General features: G+C 73.3%; 16 protein-coding genes. 7 read left to right on the top strand and 9 right to left on the bottom strand.

Translation table 11 applies throughout. The annotated features are described in order from the left end of the window. The first annotated feature begins 100 nt into the window (after positions 1 to 100). Positions 101 to 961 (top strand): maleylpyruvate isomerase family mycothiol-dependent enzyme, encoded by an 861-nt coding sequence (locus ACQPZW_RS28570; protein ID WP_433789113.1) that lies wholly within the window; start codon positions 101 to 103, stop codon positions 959 to 961. A gap of 27 nt (positions 962 to 988) precedes the next feature. Here the strand turns inward: ACQPZW_RS28570 and ACQPZW_RS28565 are convergent, their stop codons facing one another. Further along, positions 989 to 1,834, bottom strand: coding sequence for a hypothetical protein (locus ACQPZW_RS28565; protein ID WP_433789112.1), 846 nt, complete (start codon positions 1,832 to 1,834; stop codon positions 989 to 991). A 220-nt stretch (positions 1,835 to 2,054) separates the two neighbouring features. Here ACQPZW_RS28565 and ACQPZW_RS28560 point away from each other — a divergent pair, with 220 nt between their 5' ends. The 4 genes from ACQPZW_RS28560 to ACQPZW_RS28545 all read left to right on the top strand — a co-directional run bounded on the left by ACQPZW_RS28560 (position 2,055) and on the right by ACQPZW_RS28545 (position 5,131). Next, a complete protein-coding gene (locus ACQPZW_RS28560) occupies positions 2,055 to 3,107 on the top strand; it encodes a glycoside hydrolase family 43 protein (RefSeq protein WP_433789111.1) in 1,053 nt (350 codons plus the stop codon). 90 nt (positions 3,108 to 3,197) lie between these two features. Beyond that, positions 3,198 to 3,854, top strand: a complete 657-nt coding sequence (locus tag ACQPZW_RS28555; protein ID WP_433789110.1) for a hypothetical protein — start codon at positions 3,198 to 3,200, stop codon at positions 3,852 to 3,854. Between the two features lie 49 nt (positions 3,855 to 3,903). Further along, positions 3,904 to 4,380, top strand: coding sequence for a sigma-70 family RNA polymerase sigma factor (locus tag ACQPZW_RS28550; RefSeq protein ID WP_433797645.1), 477 nt, complete (start codon positions 3,904 to 3,906; stop codon positions 4,378 to 4,380). Then, positions 4,373 to 5,131, top strand: a complete 759-nt coding sequence (locus ACQPZW_RS28545) for a hypothetical protein (RefSeq protein WP_433789109.1) — start codon at positions 4,373 to 4,375, stop codon at positions 5,129 to 5,131. The genes ACQPZW_RS28550 and ACQPZW_RS28545 overlap by 8 nt, the downstream gene beginning before the upstream one ends. Positions 5,132 to 6,043: 912 nt before the next feature. On the opposite strand, the gene ACQPZW_RS28540 is transcribed toward ACQPZW_RS28545, so the two are convergent. From ACQPZW_RS28540 to ACQPZW_RS28510, 7 genes are all read right to left on the bottom strand, one after another. Further along, positions 6,044 to 7,030 carry a MerR family transcriptional regulator gene (locus ACQPZW_RS28540; protein ID WP_433789108.1) on the bottom strand — a complete coding sequence of 329 codons (987 nt, stop codon included), beginning with the start codon at positions 7,028 to 7,030 and terminating at the stop codon, positions 6,044 to 6,046. Between the two features lie 100 nt (positions 7,031 to 7,130). Next, the gene (locus tag ACQPZW_RS28535; protein WP_433789107.1) at positions 7,131 to 10,121 is read right to left on the bottom strand and encodes a poly(A) polymerase; all 2,991 of its coding nucleotides are present in this window, start codon (positions 10,119 to 10,121) and stop codon (positions 7,131 to 7,133) included. Between the two features lie 40 nt (positions 10,122 to 10,161). Then, positions 10,162 to 10,824, bottom strand: a complete 663-nt coding sequence (locus ACQPZW_RS28530) for a response regulator (RefSeq protein ID WP_433789106.1) — start codon at positions 10,822 to 10,824, stop codon at positions 10,162 to 10,164. After that, positions 10,821 to 12,362 (bottom strand): sensor histidine kinase, encoded by a 1,542-nt coding sequence (locus ACQPZW_RS28525; protein ID WP_433789105.1) that lies wholly within the window; start codon positions 12,360 to 12,362, stop codon positions 10,821 to 10,823. The genes ACQPZW_RS28530 and ACQPZW_RS28525 overlap by 4 nt, the downstream gene beginning before the upstream one ends. 9 nt (positions 12,363 to 12,371) lie before the next feature. Beyond that, positions 12,372 to 12,623, bottom strand: a complete 252-nt coding sequence (locus ACQPZW_RS28520; RefSeq protein WP_433789104.1) for a hypothetical protein — start codon at positions 12,621 to 12,623, stop codon at positions 12,372 to 12,374. A gap of 5 nt (positions 12,624 to 12,628) precedes the next feature. Next, entirely contained in the window at positions 12,629 to 13,003 is a 375-nt protein-coding gene (locus ACQPZW_RS28515; RefSeq protein WP_433789103.1) for a hypothetical protein, read from the bottom strand. Between the two features lie 294 nt (positions 13,004 to 13,297). Then, on the bottom strand, positions 13,298 to 13,642 hold the full coding sequence (locus ACQPZW_RS28510; RefSeq protein WP_433789102.1) for an STAS domain-containing protein: 345 nt from the start codon (positions 13,640 to 13,642) through the stop codon (positions 13,298 to 13,300). 191 nt (positions 13,643 to 13,833) lie between these two features. Between ACQPZW_RS28510 and ACQPZW_RS28505 the strand changes: the two genes are divergently transcribed. Then, positions 13,834 to 18,126, top strand: a complete 4,293-nt coding sequence (locus ACQPZW_RS28505; RefSeq protein ID WP_433789101.1) for a family 78 glycoside hydrolase catalytic domain — start codon at positions 13,834 to 13,836, stop codon at positions 18,124 to 18,126. Between the two features lie 96 nt (positions 18,127 to 18,222). Beyond that, positions 18,223 to 19,089, top strand: a complete 867-nt coding sequence (locus tag ACQPZW_RS28500) for a DUF4394 domain-containing protein (protein ID WP_433789100.1) — start codon at positions 18,223 to 18,225, stop codon at positions 19,087 to 19,089. A gap of 36 nt (positions 19,090 to 19,125) precedes the next feature. Here ACQPZW_RS28500 and ACQPZW_RS28495 read toward each other — a convergent pair whose 3' ends face one another. Then, a complete protein-coding gene (locus tag ACQPZW_RS28495) occupies positions 19,126 to 22,005 on the bottom strand; it encodes a tetratricopeptide repeat protein (RefSeq protein WP_433789099.1) in 2,880 nt (959 codons plus the stop codon). Positions 22,006 to 22,233: the final 228 nt, after the last annotated feature.

Genomic DNA, 22,233 nt, shown 5'->3' with positions numbered 1-22,233 from the left:
GGCCCGGCGTCCCGCGGCTGCGGTCCGATGTGCCCGGTGCTGTAGGCAGGTGTGGGGAAATGGGCTGTCGGTCGTCGGGACGGGGTGGTAGAAAGCCGCGGTGGAGAAGACTTTGGAGTTCGCCGACCTGCTGCGGCTGATGGACGAGCGATCGACCGCCTTCCGTGCGGCGGTCGCCGCGGCGCCCAGCCTCGACGTGCGGGTGCCGACCTGCCCCGAGTGGACGTTGTTCGACCTGGTGCAGCACCTGGGCGAGGGGCGCCGCAAGTGGGCCGCCGTCGTGGCCGCGGGACCCGCCGACGCTCCGCCCGCGTTCTCCGCCCCGGTGGCGCCCCGGGAGCGCGAGGCCCTGCTGGCCTGGTTCACCGCGTCGACGGGGGAGCTGCTGGACGCGCTGCGGGCGGCCGGCCCGGATCGTGGTTGCTGGACGTGGTGGGGTCCGTCGCAGTCGCCGCAGACGACCGGCGCCGTCGCCCGGCACCAGCTCCAGCAGGTCGCCGTGCACACCTACGACGCGCAGGTCGCCGTGGGCGCCCCGCAGCCGTTGCCGGCCGAGGTGGCCCTCGACGGCGTCGACGAGTTCGTGACCACCTGCGTCGCGACGACGGCCGCGTGGCCGCACCCGCCCGCGGTCGTCGACTACCACGCGACCGAGGGCCGTTCCTGGCGGCTCTGGTTCTCCGCCGACGGCGCCCGGGCGGCCGGTCTCCCCGCGCCGGCGGCCGGTTTCGCCGCGCCGGCCTCCGGTCTCGCCGCGTCGGCGGCCGGTCTTCCCGCACCGGCCTCCGGTCTCGCCGCGCCGGCCCCCGTCGAGGACCCGGAGGTGGCCTACGTCTCCGCCCGGGGCACGGCCCATGAGCTGGTCATGTTCTGTTACGGCCGCATCTCGGCGGACGCGCTGCGGATCGAGGGCGACCGGCGCGTGTTCGACCAGCTGATCGCCTGGGAACCGGAGCCGTAGGAGGGCGGCATCGGCCACCGTACGCGCCTACAGCAGCGCGTCGACGACCTTCTCGGCGCGATCCTGGTGATCGGCGTAGGCGTCCGGCAGCGCCGAGCGTTGCACGGCCTGCGCCGCGTCGCCGAGGCTCCGGGACTCCCAGCCGGCGATGTCGATCAGCTTCTCGTAGAAGGCTTTCGCGGCGTAACGCGGGCTCATCAGCTGCGCCACGGTGCCCCAGCCCTGGCTCGGGCGCTGCTGGAAGACGCCGAGCGAGTCGAAGTTCGCGCCGTCGCCCTCGTGGGGCCGGTCGAGCGAGGCCGGGACGGTGGTGTTGGCCAGGTTGCGCAGGCTGGACTCCTGGAGCCCGGTCATCATGGCCACCAGCATCGCCCGGCGGGGAAGACCCATCTCCCGGGCGACCTGCACGATCACGGCGGCGTTGTTCATCTGCGTCTGGTTCAGGCCGGCGACCGGTTGCGGCGGCCGGGTGGACTTCGGCGTGGCTTTGCGCACGGTGGCCGACGGGCTCTCCGACGGGCTCGCTGACGCGGCGGGGCGCGGCCGGTTCCGGTTGGCGGCAGGCGGGATGCTCGTGCGCGGCTCGATCGCGGCGTCGAGGGTGATCGGTGTGCCCGCCGGGCGGCCGGTACCGCTCAGGGCGACGTATCCGCCGCCGGCGACGGCGGCGCTCACGACCAGCAGGATCGACACCGTGCGACCGGCCCGGCCCCGGGCCCGTCGGCGGCCCCTGCGATGGCGGCGTGGCGCCCAGTCCGTCGTGTACATGTCCGGCCCGGCCGCCCGCCAGGGCTGAGCGACGTCCTGAGCGTTCTCCGTGAACACGCCCGCAGCGGCGTCCGTGAACGCGCCCGCGACGTCTTCCGTGAACACGCCCGCGACGTCTTCCGTGAACGCGGCACGCTGACGCGGGACTTGGCCCTGCCGCCGGTAGTGCGCAGGTCCGGTCGAGTACTCCGGCGCCACGAAATCCGCCCGTTCTTCCGTAAACACTTTCGCCTTTCTCCCGGCTCTACGGTCCTGCGGCGGCTCCGGTTCAACGTTAATAGTCTGTTAACTTTCTTAAATAGATGTGAGTCGAAGGAGGAACCCCGTGCCTCGTCCCCACCGGCTTCTCGCCATCCTGTCCGCAGCCGTCCTCGGCGCTCTCGCCCTCGCGCCACCCGCGTCGGCCGGGCGCACCACGCTCGGCGGTGCCGACCCGAGCGTCATCAAGGTCGGCGGGCTGTACGTCTCCGCCAAATCGGTCGACGGCGGTGTGGCCGTACGGACCGCCACCACCCTGGAGGGCCTCGCCGCCGCCCCGAAGAAGCAGGTCTGGCGCGACACCGGTGGCCTCGGCGAGGTGTGGGCGCCGGAGATCGTCCACCACGACGGGCAGTACCGGATCTACTTCGCGGCCGGGACCGGCGCCGCGCACCGGATGTACCACATCAGCTCGGCCGGCCCCGACAGCGGCTACTCGGCCGCCACGAAGGTCGCGCTGCCCGACGACCGGTGGGCCATCGACGGTGTGCCGTTCACCTACCAGGGGCAGCGCTGGTTCGTCTGGTCCGGCTGGGCCGGCGGCACCAACGTCGAGCAGAACCTCTACGTGGCCCGGATGAGCAGCCCCACGGCGACGACCGGAGCACGGTACGTGATCTCCCAGCCCCGTGAGTCGTGGGAGCGGGTGGTCGGCAACCCGTACATCAACGAGGCGCCCGAGCCGATCCTCGACCCGAACGGTCAGCTGCACGTCGTGTACTCCGCCAACGGCAGTTGGAGCAGCCGGTACTGCCTGGCCGAGCTGCGCCTGCGCCCGGGTGGCGACCCGGCGTACGTCTGGGACTGGTACAAGAGCAACGGCTGCCTGTTCGGATCGCACGCCTCGGAGCTGATGGCCGGCTGGGATCCGACCGCCCACGCCGACGGGCCCGGGCATCACACGTTCGTCCTCGAGCGCGGAGACATCGCCACCAGTCCGCCGTCCGGCAACCGGTTTCCGACGATGTACCACGCGGTCACGAAGGGCACGCCGTACTCGTGGGCGAACCGCTACTGGTACACCGGGACGGCCGTCTGGTGGGGGAGCGTCACCTACCGGCGCGCCAACGTGCCGGGAGCCACGACGAGCACCGGCTTCGGTCTCAAGTTCTTCGAGTGACCATTTCGTTATCCTTCCCGTGAAATCAGGGGCCGGCGCGGGGCGTGTCCACGGCGATTGCCGGACACGCCCCTCGTCAAGGAGTTCCCCATGCGTTCCCTCGTCTTCGGAGCCGTCGCGGTGCTGAGCGCTGCCGCCCTCGCGGGTTGTGCCGACACCACCGCGGCCGCCCCGTCCGCCCCGGCGGCCCCGTCCGCCCCGGTGTCACCTTCCGCACCGGCATCGCCGTCCGCACCGGTTCCGGCGTCCGCGCCCACCTCGACGGCGCCGGTATCGAAGGCGGCCACCGCGGAGAAGGCGCCGCTCTCCGACCTGAGCCGGCTCAGGAGGCTCGGCATCGACGTCCAGAAGAGCGTGGTGATCGACGTGGCCGACGACGCCGTGGACCGCTGGCTGTCGGTCGGCGGGAGCGGCGTCGACTTCATCGGCACGTCGCGAACCGACGACACGATGATGTTCCTGGCCCCGGCCCCGGTGACGGCCCCGAACCGCGTCCTGATCAAGCCGCCGTTCTACAACGAGGACCTGGGTCCCGGCTACTGCGTCGCCGATTCGACGGGCGCCCCGCTCAAGCTGGAGAACTGCCGGGCCGGGCGTGAACAGCAGATCTTCACGATCGTCCCGGCAGGCGATTCCGGGCAATTCGAGCTTCACGGGATGTACGGTGTGATCCGCGTCGACAACGGCAAGATCACCACCAGTGGCCGGGGCCGCACCGGCCTGCAGACCATCCTGTACGCCGACTGAGCCGGAGCCACCCTTGCGCGACACGGAGGACTTCGACGCCTTCTACGCGATGTCCTCCCGTCGCGTTCTGGCCCAGATCAGCATGATCGTCGGCAGCCGGGCCGAGGCCGAGGACGCCGTCGCCGAGGCCTACCTGCGCGCCTGGAACCGATGGCCGAGGATCAGCGCCTACGACAACCCCGAGGCCTGGGTACGCCAGGTCGCGTACCGCCAGGCGGTCAGCACCTGGCGCAAGGCCGTCAACCGGCTCCAGGCCCACCGGCGCGACACCACCGGCCGGCGCGTCGAGGCGCTCAACCCGGACCACGTGGCGATCGTCGCGGCACTGCGGAAGATCCCCGCCGACCAGCGCCGGGTGATCGTCCTGCACCACATCGCCGGGTTGAGCGTGGCCGAGATCCACCGGGAGACCGGCATCCCCGCCGGGACGGTCACCACCTGGCTCTCCCGCGGCCGCCGGGCACTGGCCGCCCACCTCACCGACAGCGACACCCTCGAGACGGGCCGGGAGAGCCGCGATGTCTGACGATCGCATCCAGCAGGGCCTGGACTCGTACGCCGAACACCTCCAGCACACCGCCGCCCTCGCGCCGTCCGCCGAGATCCGCCGCCGCGGCGACCGTCGCCGCCGCAACCGGGCCACCGGCGCCGCCTTCGCCGCCGTCCTGGTCACCGCGGCCGGCCTCGGCGCCGTCCTGACCCGCGGCCCGGAGCCCGGCCCGCCCTTCCCACCGTCCGTCTCGCCCACCCGGCCGTCCGTCCAGGCGACCCGGCCCTCCGCCCCACCTAGCCGGCTGTCCGTCCCGCCGTCCTCCGCCGCCTCGTCCCGCGCACCGGCGGTGACCTCCAACGTCACCAGGCTCCGTCAACTCGGCGTCGACCTGGAGAAGAGCGTCCTGATCGACGTCGCCGACGACGGCATCGATCTATGGCTGGCCGTCGGCACGGACGACGTCGTCGACTTCACCGGCACGGCCCGCGACGCCTCCACCGAGATGTCACTGCTCCCGGCGCCGGTGACCGCCCGCGACCGGGTGATCATCGTGCCGGCGGCCCGGCCCGGCTGGTGCGTGACCGACACGTCCGGGATCCCGCTGGCCCTGCAACCGTGCCGCAACGGCGAACCCACACAGACCTGGCAGGTCATCCCGGCGGGCGATTCCGGCCAGATCAACCTCAGCGGCCCGGACGGTGAGCTGCGCGTCGACGAGAACGGCCTGGTCCCGGCCACCGAGAGCGGCCGAACCGGCCTGCAGACCCTGCTGTTCGACCGCTAGGCAGCTTCCGAGGTCAGGGTCTGTGCCAGGTCACCGCGCAGCTTTCGAGGTCAGGGTCTGTGCCAGGTCGCCGCCGCCCCGGGCCGGCCTACCTGCCGGGTTCGGGTGTTCTCGCCGCCGTCTACGGTCGGTGACCGAGCCCGGGTTCCCCTACCGGGTGCACCGGACGGCTCCGGCGATGGGCCTTGTGCCCACCCGAACCGCTGCTCGGGTGCGACCGCGGCGCGACACCGGCGTCGACGACCCGGCCCCCGCGTGTCGGTAGTCCGTACCAGCGTCGGCGACCCGGCCCCGCGTGTCGGTAGTCCGTACCAGCGTCGGCGACCCGGCCCCCGCGTGTCGGTAGTCCGTACCAGCGTCGGCGACCCGGCCCACGCGTGTCGGTAGTCCGTACCAGCGTCGGCGACCCGGCCCACGCGTGTCGGTAGTCCGTGTAGTCGATCTTCTCTGTGGTCGCCGGCGGTGATGGGCGCACACGTAGCGGTTGCGTGTGCGCTGGTCGTCGCCCTGGCGTTGGTGAGAGCCCACGATCGGGGTTTCGTGTGCGCTGGTGGTCGTGGGGGCGTGGCTGGGGTCGCACGATCGGTGTTCGTGTGCGCCTGTCCTCGTCCTCGTGCTCGTGCTCGGCGAAGGCCTCGGCGAAGGCAGGGAACGTCCTGGTGACGTAGTCCTCCGGGGCAAGGGCAGCGGACGTCTCGGCGACCAGTCCCTCGGGGCAATGGGCCGGAGACGTCTTGGTGGCCAGTCCCGCTGGCCGAGGGCGGCGGACGTCTCGGTGACCAGTCCGTGGACCGCGGCGTGAACGGGCTTCCGGCGACGTCATGATCTGGCTGAGCTATGGCCGGCCGACGCCGGCGCAGACCCTGATTCCGAAAGCTCTCTAGAAGACCTCCTCTCGACACGAGCTGCCTGCTAGATCCGGCCGGCCAGGGCCGTCGCCAGCCAGCGGCCCAGGTCGCCGAGGTCCAGGTCGGCGTGCCGGTCCGGTGGGCTCGCGTCGACCGCGGCCACCAGCGCCAGGTAGCGGCCGTGGGTCGCCGCGTACCGCTCGTCGTGCCCGGTGTCGTCGAACCCGTCGAGCATCAGGTAGGCGGTGGCGAGCCGTTCGCGCCGCTGCGGGGAGTCGTCGACGCCCAGCGCGGCGGCAGTCTCGTTCGCCAGCCGCCCGGCCAGCTCACGGGCGTATGCGGCGTCGGCGGGCAGCCCCGACCGGTACGCGTCCAGGATTCTCTCCATCACCGCCGGCGCGGAGTGGATGAAATCCTGTACGGGCGCCGACGTCATCACCGACCCCGGAAACCCGGTGTAGGTGTCGCGCAGATGATCGCGCACCGCGGCACGGAACTCCTCGTCCCGCAGCAGATCGGCCAGCTCGATCCAGGCGTCCAACTGGGCGGCCGTCGGATCCTCGGGCAGCCGCGGCCGCATCGCGCCGAGGCGATCGGCGAAGTCCTCGGGCAGGTCGGCGCCGGCTTCGGCCCAGAAGTCGTCGACCAGCCGCTCCCGGTCCTCGTCGGACATCGTGACGAGCCGGCGCATCAGGGCCGCCCGCTGCACCGGATGGTCGTGCCGGTTGAGGGCACGCAGCACCGACCGTCGGGCCCGCAGGTCGCGATCCTGCCGTTCGACGAGCTCCAGATGCTCGGCGAGCAGGTAGCGCAGCGTCGTCCCGCCGTCCATCAGCCGCCGGATCTCGTCGAGTCCGGCGCCCAGGTCGCGGAGGGTGCGGAGGAGCTCGAGCCGGGCGACGGCGGTCACGTCGTACAGCCGGTGGCCGGCATGGTTGAGGCCGCTGGCCGGGACGATGCCCTCGTCGGCGTAGAAGCGGATGGCGCTGACCGACAGGCCGGTCCGGCGGGCCACGTCGCCGATCGGATGGAGTTCGCCGTGATCTGTCATGGGGAGGAGCATCGCCGCTCGACCCACTTGAGCCGCAAGCCCCGGAGCCCGGGGAGCCCACGAGTCCGGGCCGCGAGTCCGGCAGCCCGCAAGCCCGGGATCATCGCAGCGTCGGCACGGCAGCGCCGTCGGCCCGGTCGGCGCGGACGCCCGGCAGGGTGGCGAGCCACGGGGACAGGATGGCGGCGAGGGCGGTGGCGTCCGGCGGGCGGCGGCCGAGGCCGACGGCGTACTCACGGATGGCCGGGCCGGTGGTGAACGGCCGCGGCCATGCGTGCGCGTCGGTGACCCCGGCCTCCTCCAGGGCACTCAGCAGCGCCCGCACCCGGCCACGGAACCGGCCGATGGTCTCCTCGAACGGCTCGCCCGCCACCGGCTCGACGGTCAGCACGGCCCAGGCCCGGTGCCGCCGGTGCGGTGGCGTCGCGGGCTGCCCCTCCCATGACTGGTAGAGCTCCTGAACGACCAGGTCGGCGAGCCCTTGACCGACCTGCCCGGTGCAGATCCGGACCGGAGAGGAGGGGGTCAGGACCATCATGGGGTACGCCTCCGTGAGCACCGTGGCGGCGCCGGTCAGACTGACGGGCTCGCTCCAGTCCCACGCCGCCCAGGTGCCGAGGAAGTGCCGCAGCAACTCGTCCGGGGCCAGGTCGCCGGCGTCCACGGCGGTTCGTGCGGCCAGTACCACCCAGGCCAGGCCGGGCAGGCTGCCGAACGGAGCCGAGTCCAGGCCGCGTGACCGTGCCCATGCCTTGACGTCGCGGGCCAGGCCGGTGAATCCGGGCACGGTGGCGGTCGCGGCGAGCACGGCCTCGGCGTCGGACACGGCACTCAACGCGACGGCCGACGGCTCGCCGAGCTCCGCGCGCCGCTTCACCGCCTCGTCCGGCGGCAGCCCACCGGAGCCGACCGTGACCAGATCGACCGCGAGACCGTCCCCGGCCAGCCGCAGCCCCGGCACCCGCGCCCCGGTCACCGGCCGCACCGACCATCCCGGCCCGACAGCGTCGGCGACCCGTCGCCGCAGGCCGTCGACGTCGATCACGCCGGTGGGTACGGTGTTCGCCCCGCCCACCAGCCCCGCGCCGCCCCGGCCGGGGACTGCCGCGCCGGTCCCGCTCGGAGGAGTCGCGCCGGACTGGTCCGGGAGAGTCGTGTCGGTCCGGGAGGAGGGAGTCTCGCCGGCCTGGTGGGGGAGCGCCGCGCTGGTCCCGGTGGGGAGCACGGCGACCAGGTCGAGGTCGGCGCCGGGCAGGTCGCAGCCCAGCCGTCGTGAGCCGGCCAGGTACACGATCGCCTCGGGCAGGGCGGCCCGCAGCGTGGCGAGGACCGCGCCCGGCTCGGCGGCGGGCGGTGCGGGCGGTGCGGGCGGCTCCGGATCGGGCAACCAGCGCAGTTCGCCGGTGCCGAGCAGCAGCTCCGCCCGGGGGACCATCGGCTCGTCGCCGCGGCGGGACAACAGCGTCAGCCGGTCGACGCGGGCCGTCGCCGGGGCGAGCCGGGTGGTCACGGGACCGCTGGCGCGGCCCAGCGTCAGGTGGGGCGTCCAGCCCCCGGCGCGACCGCGGCACTGCGGGAACCGGCGCTGCAACGCCCGGTGCAGCCCCGCCCACGGCTCCGGGCCCGCGGCGGCCGGGTCGAGCCAGACGGTGGCGTCGTCACGGTGCGCGAAGGTGCGTACCCCCGAAAGGTCTGCCTCGAACGGGGAGACCTCGGCCGCCGCGGCTGCCAGATGTGGCGCCGCGTCCTCGAAATCGGCTTCCGGGAGGAAGCCGAAAAGCACGTTGACGTGTGGCGGCCACCGTTCGACCTGCGGGTCCATCGCCTGCCGGACCTGCTGGACCGGCGGCCACAGCCGCCGCGGCGGCAGCCACGCCACCGCGGTCCGGGCCGTCGGCCGCGCGCTGACCGTCTCCACCGGCCGATCACCGACCGTCACGTCGACGACCACGGCGAAGTGATCCGACGGGAAGAGACCGTCGCGGGGTACGTCACCGGCCAGCCCCGCCGCGAGGACGGACAGCTCCCCGCCGCGCAGCAGCACCCGGTCCAGCCGGGACGCCCGGCCGGTCAGCGACCCGACCGCGGCGAGCGGGTTGCGCACCGGGTCGAAGGTGGCGGTCCGGTCGTCCGGCCCGTGGGCCTCGATCCACGCGTCTCGCAGCCCGAGCCGCCGGGCCGGGGTGTCGCCGCCGTCGTTGACGTCACCGGCCACCACGACCGGCGCGTCCAGCCCCGACAGCCCTCCGGCGAGCTCGGCCAGCTCGGCGGCCCGCCGCGCCGGCCCGTCGGCGGCGTGGTCGCTGGTGAGATGCACGGCCGCCACCACCACCGGCCCGGCCACCGTGATCGCGGTGACCTGCTTGTACGGCCCGAGCACGTGCCGCCCCGACTCCAGCACCGGAACCCGGCTGAGCAGCAGCACGCCGCTGTCGTCGACGTCCCGCCCGGCCGGGTCGGTGCAGAGGGTGTAGCCGTCGCGCACCCAGCCCGCCCGCAGCAGCCGCTCCAGGAGGTCACGCTGGACCTCCTGCAGCGCGATCACGTCGGCGTCGGCGCGTTGCAGGTCGTCGAGCAGCAGCGGCCGGCGCCGGGCGGTGTCGAGGCGGTCGGCGTCGTAGCGGTCCCACAGCGTGTTCCAGGTCAGCACCCGCAGCGTGCCCGCCCGCTCGGCCGGACCGGCGCCCGTCGCGGCGGCCGGCACCCAGCCGTCCACCACGGCCGGCGTCCTGCGGTCGACCGCGGGCACCGTCCTGCGGTCGACCGCGGCCGGCACCCAGCCGTCCACCGGGTGCCACACGTGCGGGGTGCGGGCCGTGAAGAACGGCGCGCCGAGAAGGCGGCGGGCCCGGACCCGCCCGGCCGCCGACGTGTCGAGGCGGTCGGCGCCGGTGGCGCGGTCCCACACCCGTTCGCCGTCGGCCTCGATGAACAGCACCCGATGCCACGGGATGTCACCGCCGGGCACGAACGCGGGCAGCGGCACGAGCTTGGGCTCGGCACCGTGCAGGTCGACGCCGAGCACGAACCGGGCCGGGTCGAGCCGTGGATCCCAGCGCACCCGGTGGTAGATCTCCTCACTGGTGCGCATCCGCGAACGCTAGCGCGGGGCCCGTGCCACACGCACCCGGTTAACCGCCGCTCAGCAGGCCGGCACGCTGGGCGAGCAGGGCGGCCTGGACACGGTTCTCGCAGTCCAGTTTGGTGAAGAGGCGGTAGACGTGGGTCTTGACGGTGCCCTCGGAGACGAACAGCTGCCGGCCGATCTCGGTGTTGGACAAGCCCTGGGCCAGCAGGATCAGCACCTCGCGCTCGCGGTCGCTGAGCGTGTCGACCCTGGCCCGGTCACGGTCCGGGCCGCCGGCCGCGGCCGGAAGGCGGTCGAGCACCTGGCGGGTGACCTTGGGGGAGAGGTAGGCGTTGGCGGACGCGACGGCCCGGATCGCGTACGCCAGCTCCTCGGCGGCCGACTCCTTGAGCAGGAAACCGGCCGCTCCGGCGGCGAGCGCCTGCGCGACGTAGTCGTCCTGACCGAACGTGGTCAGCATGACGACCCGCACCGCAGGCGCCGCCCGGCGGATCTCGCGCAGTGCGGCCAGCCCGTCCATCACCGGCATCTGGATGTCCAGCAGCGCCACGTCCGGCCGGTGCCGGACGGCCATCTCGACGGCGGTCCGTCCGTCGGCGGCCTGCGCGACGAGCTCGATGCCGTCGATCGGCCGCAGGATCGCGTCGATCGCGGTCCTGATCAGCGAGTCGTCGTCGGCCAGCGTCACCCGCAGCGTCGCGGTCATGGGGTCCTCTCGAATGCCTGCTTGTCCACCAGCACACCGTCCCGGAAACAGAATCGGTAGATCATCTCACCGGTGTCGGTGCCCACCTGGTCGAGCAGGGCGGCCTGGTAGTCCACGCAGACGGCCCCGGGCACCGCCCGGCCGCCCGGCGTCGCGGTCGAGGCGGCATCGGGGTCCGGCAGCAGGTCGCGTACCGCGCGTTCGCTGTCGCCGATGCGGGCCGCCTCCCACGTCTCCCGGTCGACCACCACCAGGGTGGCCACCAGCCACGCTCCGGCGCCGCACAGCAGCAGGAATCCGGCGATGGACAGCGCCGTGGTCACCAGGACCAGCCGGGAGCGGCGCCGGTCCCGGTCGACGAGCGAGGCGAAGTCCGGCCCGGGCGGGACGGCTTCCACGGCGGGGGGCGCCGGTTCGTCACCGGCATAGGCGAGGGTGGCCGCCAGCCGGAAGCCGCCGTCGGGTGCCGGGCCGTGGTAGAGCATGCCGTTGGCGATCCGGACGCGTTCGGCCAGGCCCAGGAGCCCCTGCCCGGAGGTCGCGCCGGCCACCCGCTGTCCGGCGGTGTTGGTCACCGCGGCGATCAGCGCGTCCGGCTCGTACCGCAGCAGCAGCACGATCGCGCCGCCGTGGGCGTGCCGCAGGGCGTTGGTGAGGCCCTCCTGGATGACCCGGTACGCCGCGTGCTCGGTCAGGGCGGCCAGTGGGCGGGGCTCTCCCTCGCGGACGACCTCCACCCGGGCGCCGGAGGCCCGGGCCTGGTCGGCCAGCTCGTCCAGACCGCTCAGCGGCCGTACCGAGGACTGGCCGCCGTCCGGTCCGAGCAGGCCGAGGATCTGCCGGAGCTCGGTCATGGCGGCGGCCGACGTCTGCCGTACCAGATCGGCGGTCTCCTCCCGGTCGTCGCCGCCGGTGCGCATCATCCCGGCGTAGAGGGAGATGAGGGTCAGCTTGTGGCCCAGCGAGTCGTGCAGGTCGCGGGCGATGCGGGCGCGTTCCCGGGCCTGGGCCTGCCGGGCGACCTCACCCTGCCGGGTGTGCAGCTGCACGTTGCGCCGGTGCATCGCGGTCAGCAGCGTCCGGCGGCGGCGCACCAGCCGGGCGACCCCGGCCGGTGCGCACGCGAGCAGGGCGAACACCGCCGAGTAGAGGACGAGCCACTCCACGGTCAGCGGCTCCTCCCAGTAGACGGAGGCCGCGAAGCAGACCCAGCCGAACGCCAGCCCGGCGACGACGTGCCGGCCACGGTCGGTGCGGTAGGCCAGTGAGGCGCTCAGCACCACGGTGAGCGCGGTGCTCTGGCCGCCGGTGCCGAGGCCGACCAGCGCCGCGGCGGCGTACGCGACCGGCGGGTTGATCAGCCGCAGCGCCATCAGCGGCGGCGTGGTGAGGCCGATCAGCCACGGCGCGAGGGGATACCAGCTCGCCGCGACGGCGGGCACCGTCGCGGCGGCGGTCACCAGCGTCACCAGGCAGATCTCGTAGACCAGGCGCCAGGTCCCGGCCGCGGAGATCCGCTCGCGCCATCCGCTGATCATCGACACTCCTCAGTGCCCGTCGCGGGCGATCCGGCGGACCGCGCCGTGCGCTTCGAGGAGCCCGGCGCCGGTCCGTTCGCGGTAGATCCTGACCGACGTGACGAACCCGTGGCGAACCAGGGCTTCGCCGACCTCCGCCCGCAGGGCCGTGCGGGCTCCGGCGTCGAGGTCGGGCGGTGCCGCCGCGCGACGTTCGAGGTGGCGTGCCGCGAGCAGCATCAGCAGCCCGGCCGCGCCCAGGGCGAGAACGACGGTCAGCATGGCGCTCACCTCGCTGCCGGGATGGTGACGGCGCGCTTGTCGGCGAGTGTGCCGTCGACGAAGCAGAGACGCCACAGGTCCGGCCCGGTGCCGGTGATCGGCTCGATCCCGTAGTAGACGCACGACGCGCCGGCCGGCATGTCGTTGCGGCCCGGGTCGCCGGCGTAGAGCTCCTCGTCGGTGACGTCGCCGAGCGGCTCGGGCAGCGCGGCCATCACCTGCGTCTGCGGTGTGCCCTCGCGTTGTGCGTCGAACTGTGCGCGGGTGATGGACGCCTCGGCCAGGTCGCGGCCGAGGTCGATCCAGCGGTAGACGGTCACGCCGACACCACCGCACAGGATGGTGAGAACGATCGCGATGATGATGCCTGCCTTGCGCATGCCGACTCCTCGGTGGTGGTGGGATGCCACCAGGCTTCCGGGAATCGGCGTGCGAATCGTCAGTGCATCGATGGAACCGGGCGGCTCCGCCTGTCAACGAAAGTCGTAGGCCGGTGTCCCGCGGACGGCAGATGATCCGTCCGCGCCCGGCCGGAATGCTGATCGCCATGACGACGAGGAAGACGTTGCGCGGAATGCTGATCAGTATGGTGGCCGAGGAGGTCTTCGGCCCGGCCGTGGCGCTGGTTCACACGCTCTGCGGCGGGGAGGGCGGGGACGGGCTCGATCTGACGCTCACGACTCGGCGGCGGGCAGCGGGGGCAGCCCGAAAACCTCGGACAGGCCGGTGACCTGGATCGCCTTGAGCACCGGCGGCGACGGGTTGACCAGCGTGACGGTGACCCCGGCCCCGGCGGCGGAGTTGCGGACGCTGACGAGGGCGCCCAGGGCGTACGAGTCGATGAGGGTCACGTCGGAGACGTCGATCTGCAGGTGCTGATACGTGGAGGCGATCGCTGCCGCCGCGAGGTTGTCGCGAACCTCGTCGGCGTCGGCGAGGTCGAGCTCACCGGCTAGTGCGGCACGCAGGGTGATGCCATCGTTGCTGGTCGCGTACATGATCAAAGCATTGCCGGACATCCCTCGACGGTAGCCGTGATCGACAAGTCCCGCCCGTCGAGGGTCCTCCACTGTGCTCGATCATTGCCTTTGTGTGACGGGATACGTACGATCGTGTTACCGATCCTCGTGAAACGTTTCACGACCATGTTCCACCTGCTCGGCGCCCCTCCCGCGCCGCGATCCGGCATGCCCGATCGAAAGGGTGACCCATGCACCTCCGTAGCGCCGTCCGATGGGCGGCAACCTCCCTCCTCGCCGTCACGATGTGCCTCACCGGCGCACCCGTCCCGGCTGCCGCGGCCGGCCCCGCGCCGTCCGTCACCGGTCTCACCGTCGAGGGTGTTCCCGGCGCCCTCGGCATCGAGACGGCGCCCCGGCTCGGCTGGCTGATCACCTCCGCACAGCGCGGCGTCACCCAGTCCGCGTACCAGGTCCGGGTGGCCACCACCGCCGCGAGACTGGCCGCCGGCCGGGCCGACGTCTGGGACAGCGGCCGGACCACCGGCGGCGACTCCACCCAGGTCGCCTACGGCGGCCCGGCGCTCACCTCCGCCACCCGCTACCACTGGCAGGTCCGCGTCTGGGACGCCGCCGGCCGCGGCTCCGCCTGGAGCACGCCGTCCTGGTGGGAGACCGGCCTGCTGCGCGCCGAGGACTGGCAGGCGAAGTGGATCGGCCGGGAACGCCCCACGGCCACCTGGTCGGACTACACCGTCGACGTGCGCCTCACGGTCACCCGCGACGCGGCCGGGGTGTTCTTCCGGGCCAAGGGGGTCAACGACGCGTACATGTGGCAGCTGGCGAACTTCGGCAACGCGCCCGTGCTGCGCCCGCACGCCCGGACCGGCGGGGCCTGGCAGCTGCTGAAACAGGTGCCGATCGACGCCGTGATCGCGCCGGCCGACTTCAACAAGCCGCACGACCTGCGCATCGAGGCCGCCGGCAGCACCATCCGCACGTTCGTCGACGGGACCCTGGTCGACACCACCGTCGACACCCGGCGAGCCGGCGGGACGATCGGGCTGCGTACCTCGGACCCGGAGTCGGCGGTCGTCCACTCGGTGAAGCTCACCGTCGGCGGGAAGGTGGAGGTCGACGCCGACCTGACCCGGGGAACCAACCCGTTCACCGCCGGCACCCCGACCCCGCAGGGGCTGGCCGTCTCCGGCTCGACCGAGACGCTGCTCGCCGACCCCGGGGGCAAGCCGCTGCTGCGCCACGAGTTCCGCGTCGACCGCAAGGTCAGCCGGGCCCGCGTCTACGCGACCGCGCTCGGCGTCTACGAGCTGTCGCTCAACGGCTCCAAGGTCGGCGACCACCAGCTCGCGCCCGGCTGGACCGACTACGCCAAACGCATCCAGTACCAGACCTTCGACGTCACCGGCCAGATCGTCGCCGGGGAGAACACGATCGGGGCGATGCTCGGTGACGGCTGGTACTCCGGCTCCATCGCGTGGCTCGGCGACAAGCTCTACGGCGAGCGGCCGGAGCTGCTCGCCCAGTTGCGCATCGACTACACCGACGGCACGTCGCAGATCATCGGCAGCGACGGCACGTGGCGCACGGCCGACGGGCCGGTGCTTCGCGGCGACAACATCCACGGCGAGACGTACGACGCCCGCCTCGACCCGCCGGGCTGGCGCCGCTCCGCCTTCGACGACGGCTCCTGGTCCCCGGCCACCGTGCGCGCCACCGGCGCCGACGACCCGACGAGGCGCCTGGTCGCGCAGGTCGACCCGCCGGTCAAGGTGACCCAGGAGCTGCCCACGAGGGCGCTCACCCAGCCCCGCCCCGGAGTGTGGGTCTTCGACCTCGGTCAGAACATGGTCGGCTCGGTGCGCCTGAAGGTCACCGGCGACGCCGGCACGACGGTCCGCATCCGCCACGCCGAGGTGCTCAACCCGGACGGCACCGTCTACACCGCCAACCTGCGCACCGCCCAGGCCACCGACAGGTACACCCTGGCCGGGACGGGCGCCGAGGTGTACGAGCCACGGTTCACCTTCCACGGCTTCCGCTACGTCGAGCTCACCGGATTCCCCGGCACGCCGCAGCCGTCGGCGGTGACCGGGCGGGTGATCGGCACGGCAGCGCCGTTCACCGGCGAGCTGACCACCTCCGACCCGATGATCAACCAGTTGCAGAGCAACATCGTCTGGGGACAGCGCGGCAACTTCCTGTCCGTGCCGACCGACACCCCGGCCCGCGACGAGCGGCTGGGCTGGACCGGCGACATCAACGTGTTCGCCGAGACCGCGACGTTCAACATGGACTCGCTGAGCTTCCTCACCAAGTGGCTGGCCGACATGCGGGACGCCCAGTCCGCCAACGGCGCCTACCCGGACGTGGCGCCGCGCAGCTGCTGCGGCGAGGGCGTGTCCGGCTGGGCCGACGCCGGCATCACCGTGCCGTACACGCTGTGGAAACGCTACGGCGACACCGCGGTCCTCGCCCAGCATTACGACTCGATGCGCCGGTACGTCGACTACGTGCAGGCCACCAGCCGGGGACTGCTGCGGCCGGACGCCGGGCCGTACCTCGACTGGCTCAACCTGGACGACCCGACTCCGGCCGGTGTGGTCGGGACCGCGTATGCGGCGTACAGCACCAGGCTCTTCGCCGAGATGGCCGCGGCCCTGGGCCGCACCGCCGACGCCGAGAGGTACGGCGCTCGCGCGACCGCCGTCACCAGTGCGTTCGCCGACACCTACATCGCCGCCGACGGCCGCATCCAGGGCGACAGCCAGACCGCCTACGTCCTGGCGCTGAGCATGGACCTGGTGCCGGACGCGTTGCGTGACGCCGCCGGCAGACGTCTCGCCGAGCGGGTCGCCTCGCGCGGGTATCACCTGTCCACCGGCTTCCTCGGCACGCCCGACCTGCTGCCGGCGCTCACCGACACCGGCAATCTCGACATCGCCTACCGGCTGCTGACCAACCGCGACTACCCGTCGTGGGGCTACGAGATCTCGCGCGGCGCCACCACGATCTGGGAGCGCTGGGACTCGATCAAACCCGACGGCACCTTCGGCGACGTCGGCATGAACTCGTTCAATCACTACGCGTACGGCGCGGTCGGCGACTGGATGTACCGGACCATCGGCGGCATCCGTCCCGACGACGCGGCGCCCGGATACCGGCACGTCACCATCGCGCCGAAGCCCGGCGGCGGCCTCACCTCGGCCCGGGCGAGCCACCTGTCCCGGTACGGCCGGTTCGTCAGCGACTGGAAGCTTGACGCGGCCGGGCAGATGTCGCTGAACGTGACCGTCCCGGGCAACACCACGGCCACCGTGGAGATCCCCGCGGCCAGCCGATGGGTGGTGACCGAGGGTGGCCGGCCGGCGGACCGGGCGGACGGCGTCACGTTCGTCCGGATGAACGGCGACAGCGCGGTGTTCACCGTCGGCTCCGGTACCTACCGGTTCGCGGTCGACGCGAGCGCTTCGATCGACGCGGCGGGCGGGGAACTGCTGCCCGGCTCGGTCGTCCGGGTCGAGGCGACCCTGCGCAACAGCGGCAGCACTCCGCTCACCGGCGTGCGGTTCGCCCTGCCGGCGCCGGCGGGCTGGACCGTGACCCCGGCCGGACGCGCGCCGGCGTCCACGGTGCGGCCCGGTGGCACGGCGACCGCCCGCTACGACGTGCGCGTCCCCGCGGACCAGGGACCCGGCACCGTGACCCTCGCCGGGACCGCCGGCTACCGGCGGGCGTTGCGGGCCGTGACCCTGCCGATCAGCGCCGCGCTCACGGTCGCGCCCCCGGTCGAGATCACCCGGATCAGCGCGGCCCGGGACACCCTGGTGCCGGGCGGCACGACCGACGTCACGGTGGCGCTGCGCAACCGCTCGACGGTCCCGGCCCGGGGCGGGCTCACCCTCACCGCCCCGGACGGATGGGCCACCGTCCCCGCCCGGCGCTACGACCTCGCCGCCGGGCAGGAGCAGACGGTGACGGTGCCGGTCACCGCGCCGATGACGGTGACCGAGGGCGCCGCCACGCTGACCGCCGACGCCGGGTCGACGGCGACCACCGAGGTGCGGGTCGCGCTCGCCGCGCCGCCACCGGACGCCGTCGACCACGCCGACCTGGGCGACGGCGCCTCGGAGCAGGCACACCACCTGACCGCCTCGGCGACCTCCGGCGCCAACTCCGAGGCCGGACGGACCCGTCGTTACACCCAGCAGGGCGTCGCCGGCGGGTGGTTCGAGTTCGACCTCGCCGTCACCCCCGGCCGGCCGTTCGTGCTGCGTGCCGTCGAGACCTACAACCAGGCGCAGATCAAGGACTACGACGTCCTGGTCGACGGCGTCGTGGTCCACTCGCGCTCGTATCAGCGCACCGCGGGCGGCGAAGGCGCCGTCACCTACCAGGTCCTGGTGGACCGCGCGGACCTCACCGCCGACGGGACGGTCCGTGTCCGCCTCCAGGAGGACGTCGACGGCCGTAACTACGACCCGTCGGTCGCCGACGTCTGGTCGGTGCCCGTGACCAGCGGCTGAGCCTCGTCCAGGTGGTGTCCAGTCCACATCCAGCACGGCTGCATAGCTTCGGCCACAGCAGATCACCGAACGCTGGAACCGGAAGAGGACACCACCATGAGGACTCGCATCAAGAAGGTCATCGCCGCGGCTGCCGCGGTCGTCACCACGACGACCGCGGTGGTCGCCGGCCTCAGCGGCGGCGGCGCGTCCGCGTACTCCGCCGGCCTGATGGCCTACGGCATCGCCGGCAACGGCACGCTCATGCTCCAGTTCTGGACGGCCACGCCCGACCAGAACGACTGGGTACGCCGCATCACCGGCCTGAGCGGGGACACGGCCGTCGTCGGCCTCGACTTCCGCGTGCAGGACGGCAAGCTGTACGCCGTCGGCAACAAGGGCGGCATCTACACCATCGGCATCCCCAGCGCGATCGCCACCAAGGTCTCGCAGCTGCAGGTCGCGCTCTACGGCACCAACTTCGGCGTCGACTTCAACCCGGCGGCCGACCGGCTCCGGGTGATCAGCGACAACGGCCAGAACCTGCGGCACAACCTGAACGACCACACCACGATCGAGGACACCACGCTGACCACGCCACCGGCCACCGGACCGGCCCGCGGCGTGACGGCTGCCGCCTACACCAACAACGACCTGAACGCGGCCACCAACACCACCCTGTTCGACATCAACACCACCACCGACCAGGTGGTCATCCAGTCACCGGCCAACAACGGCCTGCTGGTGGCGACCGGCAACCTCGGCTTCGACGCCGACGCCAACGCCGGCTTCGACATCTTCAGCGACCTCACCAACGGCAGGACGACCGCCGCGATCGCCTACGCCAGCCTCACCCCGGTGGTGCCCGCCGGCCAGTTCCCGGTGCAGAACTTCTACAGCATCGACCTGCTCACCGGCACGCCGACGTTCATCGGAACGTTCCCGCTGGACGTCACCGACGTGGCGATCGCCCTCGACAAGTAGGGGGTCCGGGCCGGCGTGGGGCGAACGGGACCCGCCCTACGCCGGCAACCGGGCGAGGCCCTTCTCGGCACGCGACTGCTCGTAGCGGAAGCCGATCTCCCCGGCGATCCGCAGCGCCGACAGATGATGCGCCCGCGCGTCGGCCAGCCTGCCGGTCGACGCCGCGGCCGCGCCCAGGCTGTTGCTCACCCGGGCCTCACCGGCGCGCTCACCGATCCGGCGGAACAGGGCGAGGGCCTCACCGAGCCGGTCCTCGGCGCGCCGGTGCTCGCCACGCAGCACGTCGACCCCGCCCAGCCCGTCCAGCGCGTACGCCGTACCGGCCACCTCGGTCGTGCCGGCGAACACCAGCAGCGCCCGCTCGTAGTGCGCCGCGGCCTCCGTGGACCGGCCCGAGGAGGACTCGACGTGACCCAGATAGAGCAGGGCGTACGCCTCACCGACCGCGTCGCCGATGTCGTGACAGATCGCCGCCGACGCCCGCAGATCACGTGCCGCGTCCTGGTGGCGGCCCTGCCGCAGCCGCACCTGACCGAGGTTGCCCAGGCCACGCGCCTCACCGGCCCGGTCCCCGCTGTGCCGGGACACCGCCACCACCTCGCCCAGGAACCGGGCGGCCTCGGCGTACCGGCCCTGCCACTGGTAGAGATGACCGAGGTTGCCCAGCGCCCGGACCCGTACCAGCGTGTCGCCGACCTCCCGGGCCAGCTCGACCGCCCGCTGCAACTCGGCGCCCGCCTCCGCGTACCGCGCCTGCTGGACGTGCAGCACACCCAGGTTGATCCGCAGCTGCGCCGCCCCGCGCGGGTCCGGCAGGCTCTCGGCTGCCCGCAGCGCGTGCTCGTGCAGGGCCACCGCGTCGGTGTAGTGGCCGCCGCTCTCCAGATACCGCAGCAGCACCTGGGCCAGTTGCACCGCATACCACCCCTGGCCGTGCGCCACCGCGTGCACGGCCGTGGCCACCAGGTTCGCCCGTTCGGCGTCCAGCCAGGCCAGGGCGGTGGTGTCCCGCAACGTGGGCGGCGGGCCCGCCGGCTGCGGCACCCGTGGGCGGCGGCCGTGCTCGGCCGGATACAGCAGGTCCATCGCGGTGGCCGCGGTGTGCAGGTAGAAGTCCAGCACCGCGCGGGGCAGACCGGCTTCGCCGGATCTCAGAGCGAGATCCCTGGCGTACGCCCGGAGCAGGTCGTGCATGCCGTACCGGTCGGCGTTGCGCTGGACCAGATGACTGCCGGCCAGCAGCTCCAGATGCTCATGGGCCCGGGCTCGGGTGCCGCCGGTCAGCGCCGCCACCGCGGGAGCGTCCACGTCGGTGCCCGGATGGTGCCCCAGCAGCCGGAACGTCCGCGCGGCGCCGGGTGGCAGGTCCCGGTACGACCAGGAGAACACCACACCGATGTCGGAGTGCGGGTCGCCGGTCGACAGCAGGCCCAGCCGCCCACGGTGGTCGGCCAGCTCGCCCACCACCGACGCCAGCGTCGCCGGGGCCCGCCGGTGCACCAGCTCCGCCGCGATCCGCAGCGCCAGCGGCAGCCGGGCACAGTGCGCGGCCAGCTCCTCGGCGGCGGCCGGATCCCCGCTCACGCTCTCGCCGGCCAGCCGCCGCAGCAGGGCCAGGGCGTCGTCACGGCGCAGCACGTCCAGGCTCAGCCGGCGTGCGCCGTGCCGCACCACCAGGCCGGGCAGCCCGTCCCGGCTGGTCACCAGCACCATGCTGCCGGCCGAGCCGGGCAGCAGCGGGCGCACCTGGTCGACCGAGGCGGCATTGTCGAGCAGGACCAGCATCCGGCGCCGGTCCAGCAGACTGCGGTACAGGGCGGCGCGCTCCTCGGCGTCGGCGGGCATCTGCTCACCGGGCAGGCCCAGCGACCGCAGGAACCGTGCCAGCGCGGCCTCGGGGGAGACCGGCTGCTCCGGGTCGTACCCCCGCAGGTCGATGTAGAGCTGGCCGTCCGGGAAGCGGTCGCGCGCGCGGTGCGCCCAGCGGGTGGCCAGAGCGGTCTTGCCGACCCCGGCGGTGCCCGACACGATCGCGATCATCGACGGGTCGGGCGGGCCGGTCACCCGGTCCAGCTCGGCGATCTCGTGAGCCCGTCCGGTGAACCCGCGCACGTCGGCGGGCAGCTCGGCCGGCGCCGGGCGGCCCACCGCCACCGACGTCCGGGCCGGAGCACTCGCGCGGGCGTCCTCCTCCAGCAGATCCCGGTGCGCGGCGGTCAGCTCGGCGCCCGGATCCACGCCCAGCTCGTCGGCCAGCCTCCGGCGTACCGCATGGAAGGTCGCGAACGCCTGCGCCCGCCGCCCCGCCGCGGCCAGCGCCCGGACCAGCCCGGCCTGCCCCGCCTCGTCCAGCGGATCGGCCGCCGTCACCTCCTCGAACGCGGTTATCGCCCGGCCTGCCTGCCCCGCCGCGAGCAGGGCGGCGCCGTGGCGGGCCAGCGCGGCCCGGTGCTCCGCGACGATCGACCGGACCTTGGGGTGACCGGCCAGCTGAGGCAGATCGGCGAACGGCTCCCCCTGCCACAGCGCCAGCGCCTCGCCCAGCGTCTCCACCGCGCCGGTGCCGGAGGGCCGGCGCAGCAGACGGCGGAAACGCAGGATGTCGATCTGGTCCGACGGCACCACCAGGTGGTAGCCGTCGCCCAGGTAGGGGAGCAGCTCACTGCGCGAGTGCGGAGCGCGCGACGGCTCGAGGACCCGGCGCAGCCGCTTCACGTGGGTCTGGATGACGTTGACGGCGCTGGCCGGGGGCTGGTCGCCCCAGATCGAGTCGATCAGCCCGGACAGCCCGACCGGCTGGCCCCCGGCCAGCACGAGCAGGCCCAGCACGACCCGCTGCGCGGGCGGGCCGAGTGCGATCGGCTCATCGTCGTGCCAGGCGCGCATCGGCCCGAGCACCTGGATCCGCAGCGTCATCCCGGCGTCCAGTCCCCGTCCAGTCGGTCGACCCACAATGCATCGACGCAAGTTTATATATCTGAACCGGGTGGAAAGGAGCCGAACATGTCGCGAATCGGACGGGCGCTGGGGGTCCTGGTGGCGCTCGCGGGAATCGTCGGGCCGGCCGGAGCCGCCCGGGCGGACGCCGCCGCGTGCACGGTCCGGTACCGGGTGTCGCCGTACACGGGCGGGTTCACCGTCGCG

Source organism: Actinoplanes sp. CA-252034 (assembly GCF_050956125.1).
Classification (GTDB): domain Bacteria; phylum Actinomycetota; class Actinomycetes; order Mycobacteriales; family Micromonosporaceae; genus Actinoplanes.
The sequence above is the reverse complement of the archived record's forward strand: the minus strand, read 5'-3'. Positions and strand labels throughout refer to the sequence as shown.

What these genes read in the sequence shown, in the direction of transcription:
- ACQPZW_RS28555 (WP_433789110.1), top strand. Translation starts at nt 3,198, where the DNA reads ATGCGTTCCCTCGTCTTCGGAGCCGTCGCGGTGCTGAGCGCTGCCGCC.
- ACQPZW_RS28550 (WP_433797645.1), top strand. Translation starts at nt 3,904, where the DNA reads ATGTCCTCCCGTCGCGTTCTGGCCCAGATCAGCATGATCGTCGGCAGC.
- ACQPZW_RS28545 (WP_433789109.1), top strand. Translation starts at nt 4,373, where the DNA reads ATGTCTGACGATCGCATCCAGCAGGGCCTGGACTCGTACGCCGAACAC.
- ACQPZW_RS28540 (WP_433789108.1), bottom strand. Translation starts at nt 7,030, where the DNA reads ATGACAGATCACGGCGAACTCCATCCGATCGGCGACGTGGCCCGCCGG.
- ACQPZW_RS28535 (WP_433789107.1), bottom strand. Translation starts at nt 10,121, where the DNA reads ATGCGCACCAGTGAGGAGATCTACCACCGGGTGCGCTGGGATCCACGG.
- ACQPZW_RS28530 (WP_433789106.1), bottom strand. Translation starts at nt 10,824, where the DNA reads ATGACCGCGACGCTGCGGGTGACGCTGGCCGACGACGACTCGCTGATC.
- ACQPZW_RS28525 (WP_433789105.1), bottom strand. Translation starts at nt 12,362, where the DNA reads ATGATCAGCGGATGGCGCGAGCGGATCTCCGCGGCCGGGACCTGGCGC.
- ACQPZW_RS28520 (WP_433789104.1), bottom strand. Translation starts at nt 12,623, where the DNA reads ATGCTGACCGTCGTTCTCGCCCTGGGCGCGGCCGGGCTGCTGATGCTG.
- ACQPZW_RS28515 (WP_433789103.1), bottom strand. Translation starts at nt 13,003, where the DNA reads ATGCGCAAGGCAGGCATCATCATCGCGATCGTTCTCACCATCCTGTGC.
- ACQPZW_RS28510 (WP_433789102.1), bottom strand. Translation starts at nt 13,642, where the DNA reads ATGTCCGGCAATGCTTTGATCATGTACGCGACCAGCAACGATGGCATC.
- ACQPZW_RS28505 (WP_433789101.1), top strand. Translation starts at nt 13,834, where the DNA reads ATGCACCTCCGTAGCGCCGTCCGATGGGCGGCAACCTCCCTCCTCGCC.
- ACQPZW_RS28500 (WP_433789100.1), top strand. Translation starts at nt 18,223, where the DNA reads ATGAGGACTCGCATCAAGAAGGTCATCGCCGCGGCTGCCGCGGTCGTC.
- ACQPZW_RS28495 (WP_433789099.1), bottom strand. Translation starts at nt 22,005, where the DNA reads ATGACGCTGCGGATCCAGGTGCTCGGGCCGATGCGCGCCTGGCACGAC.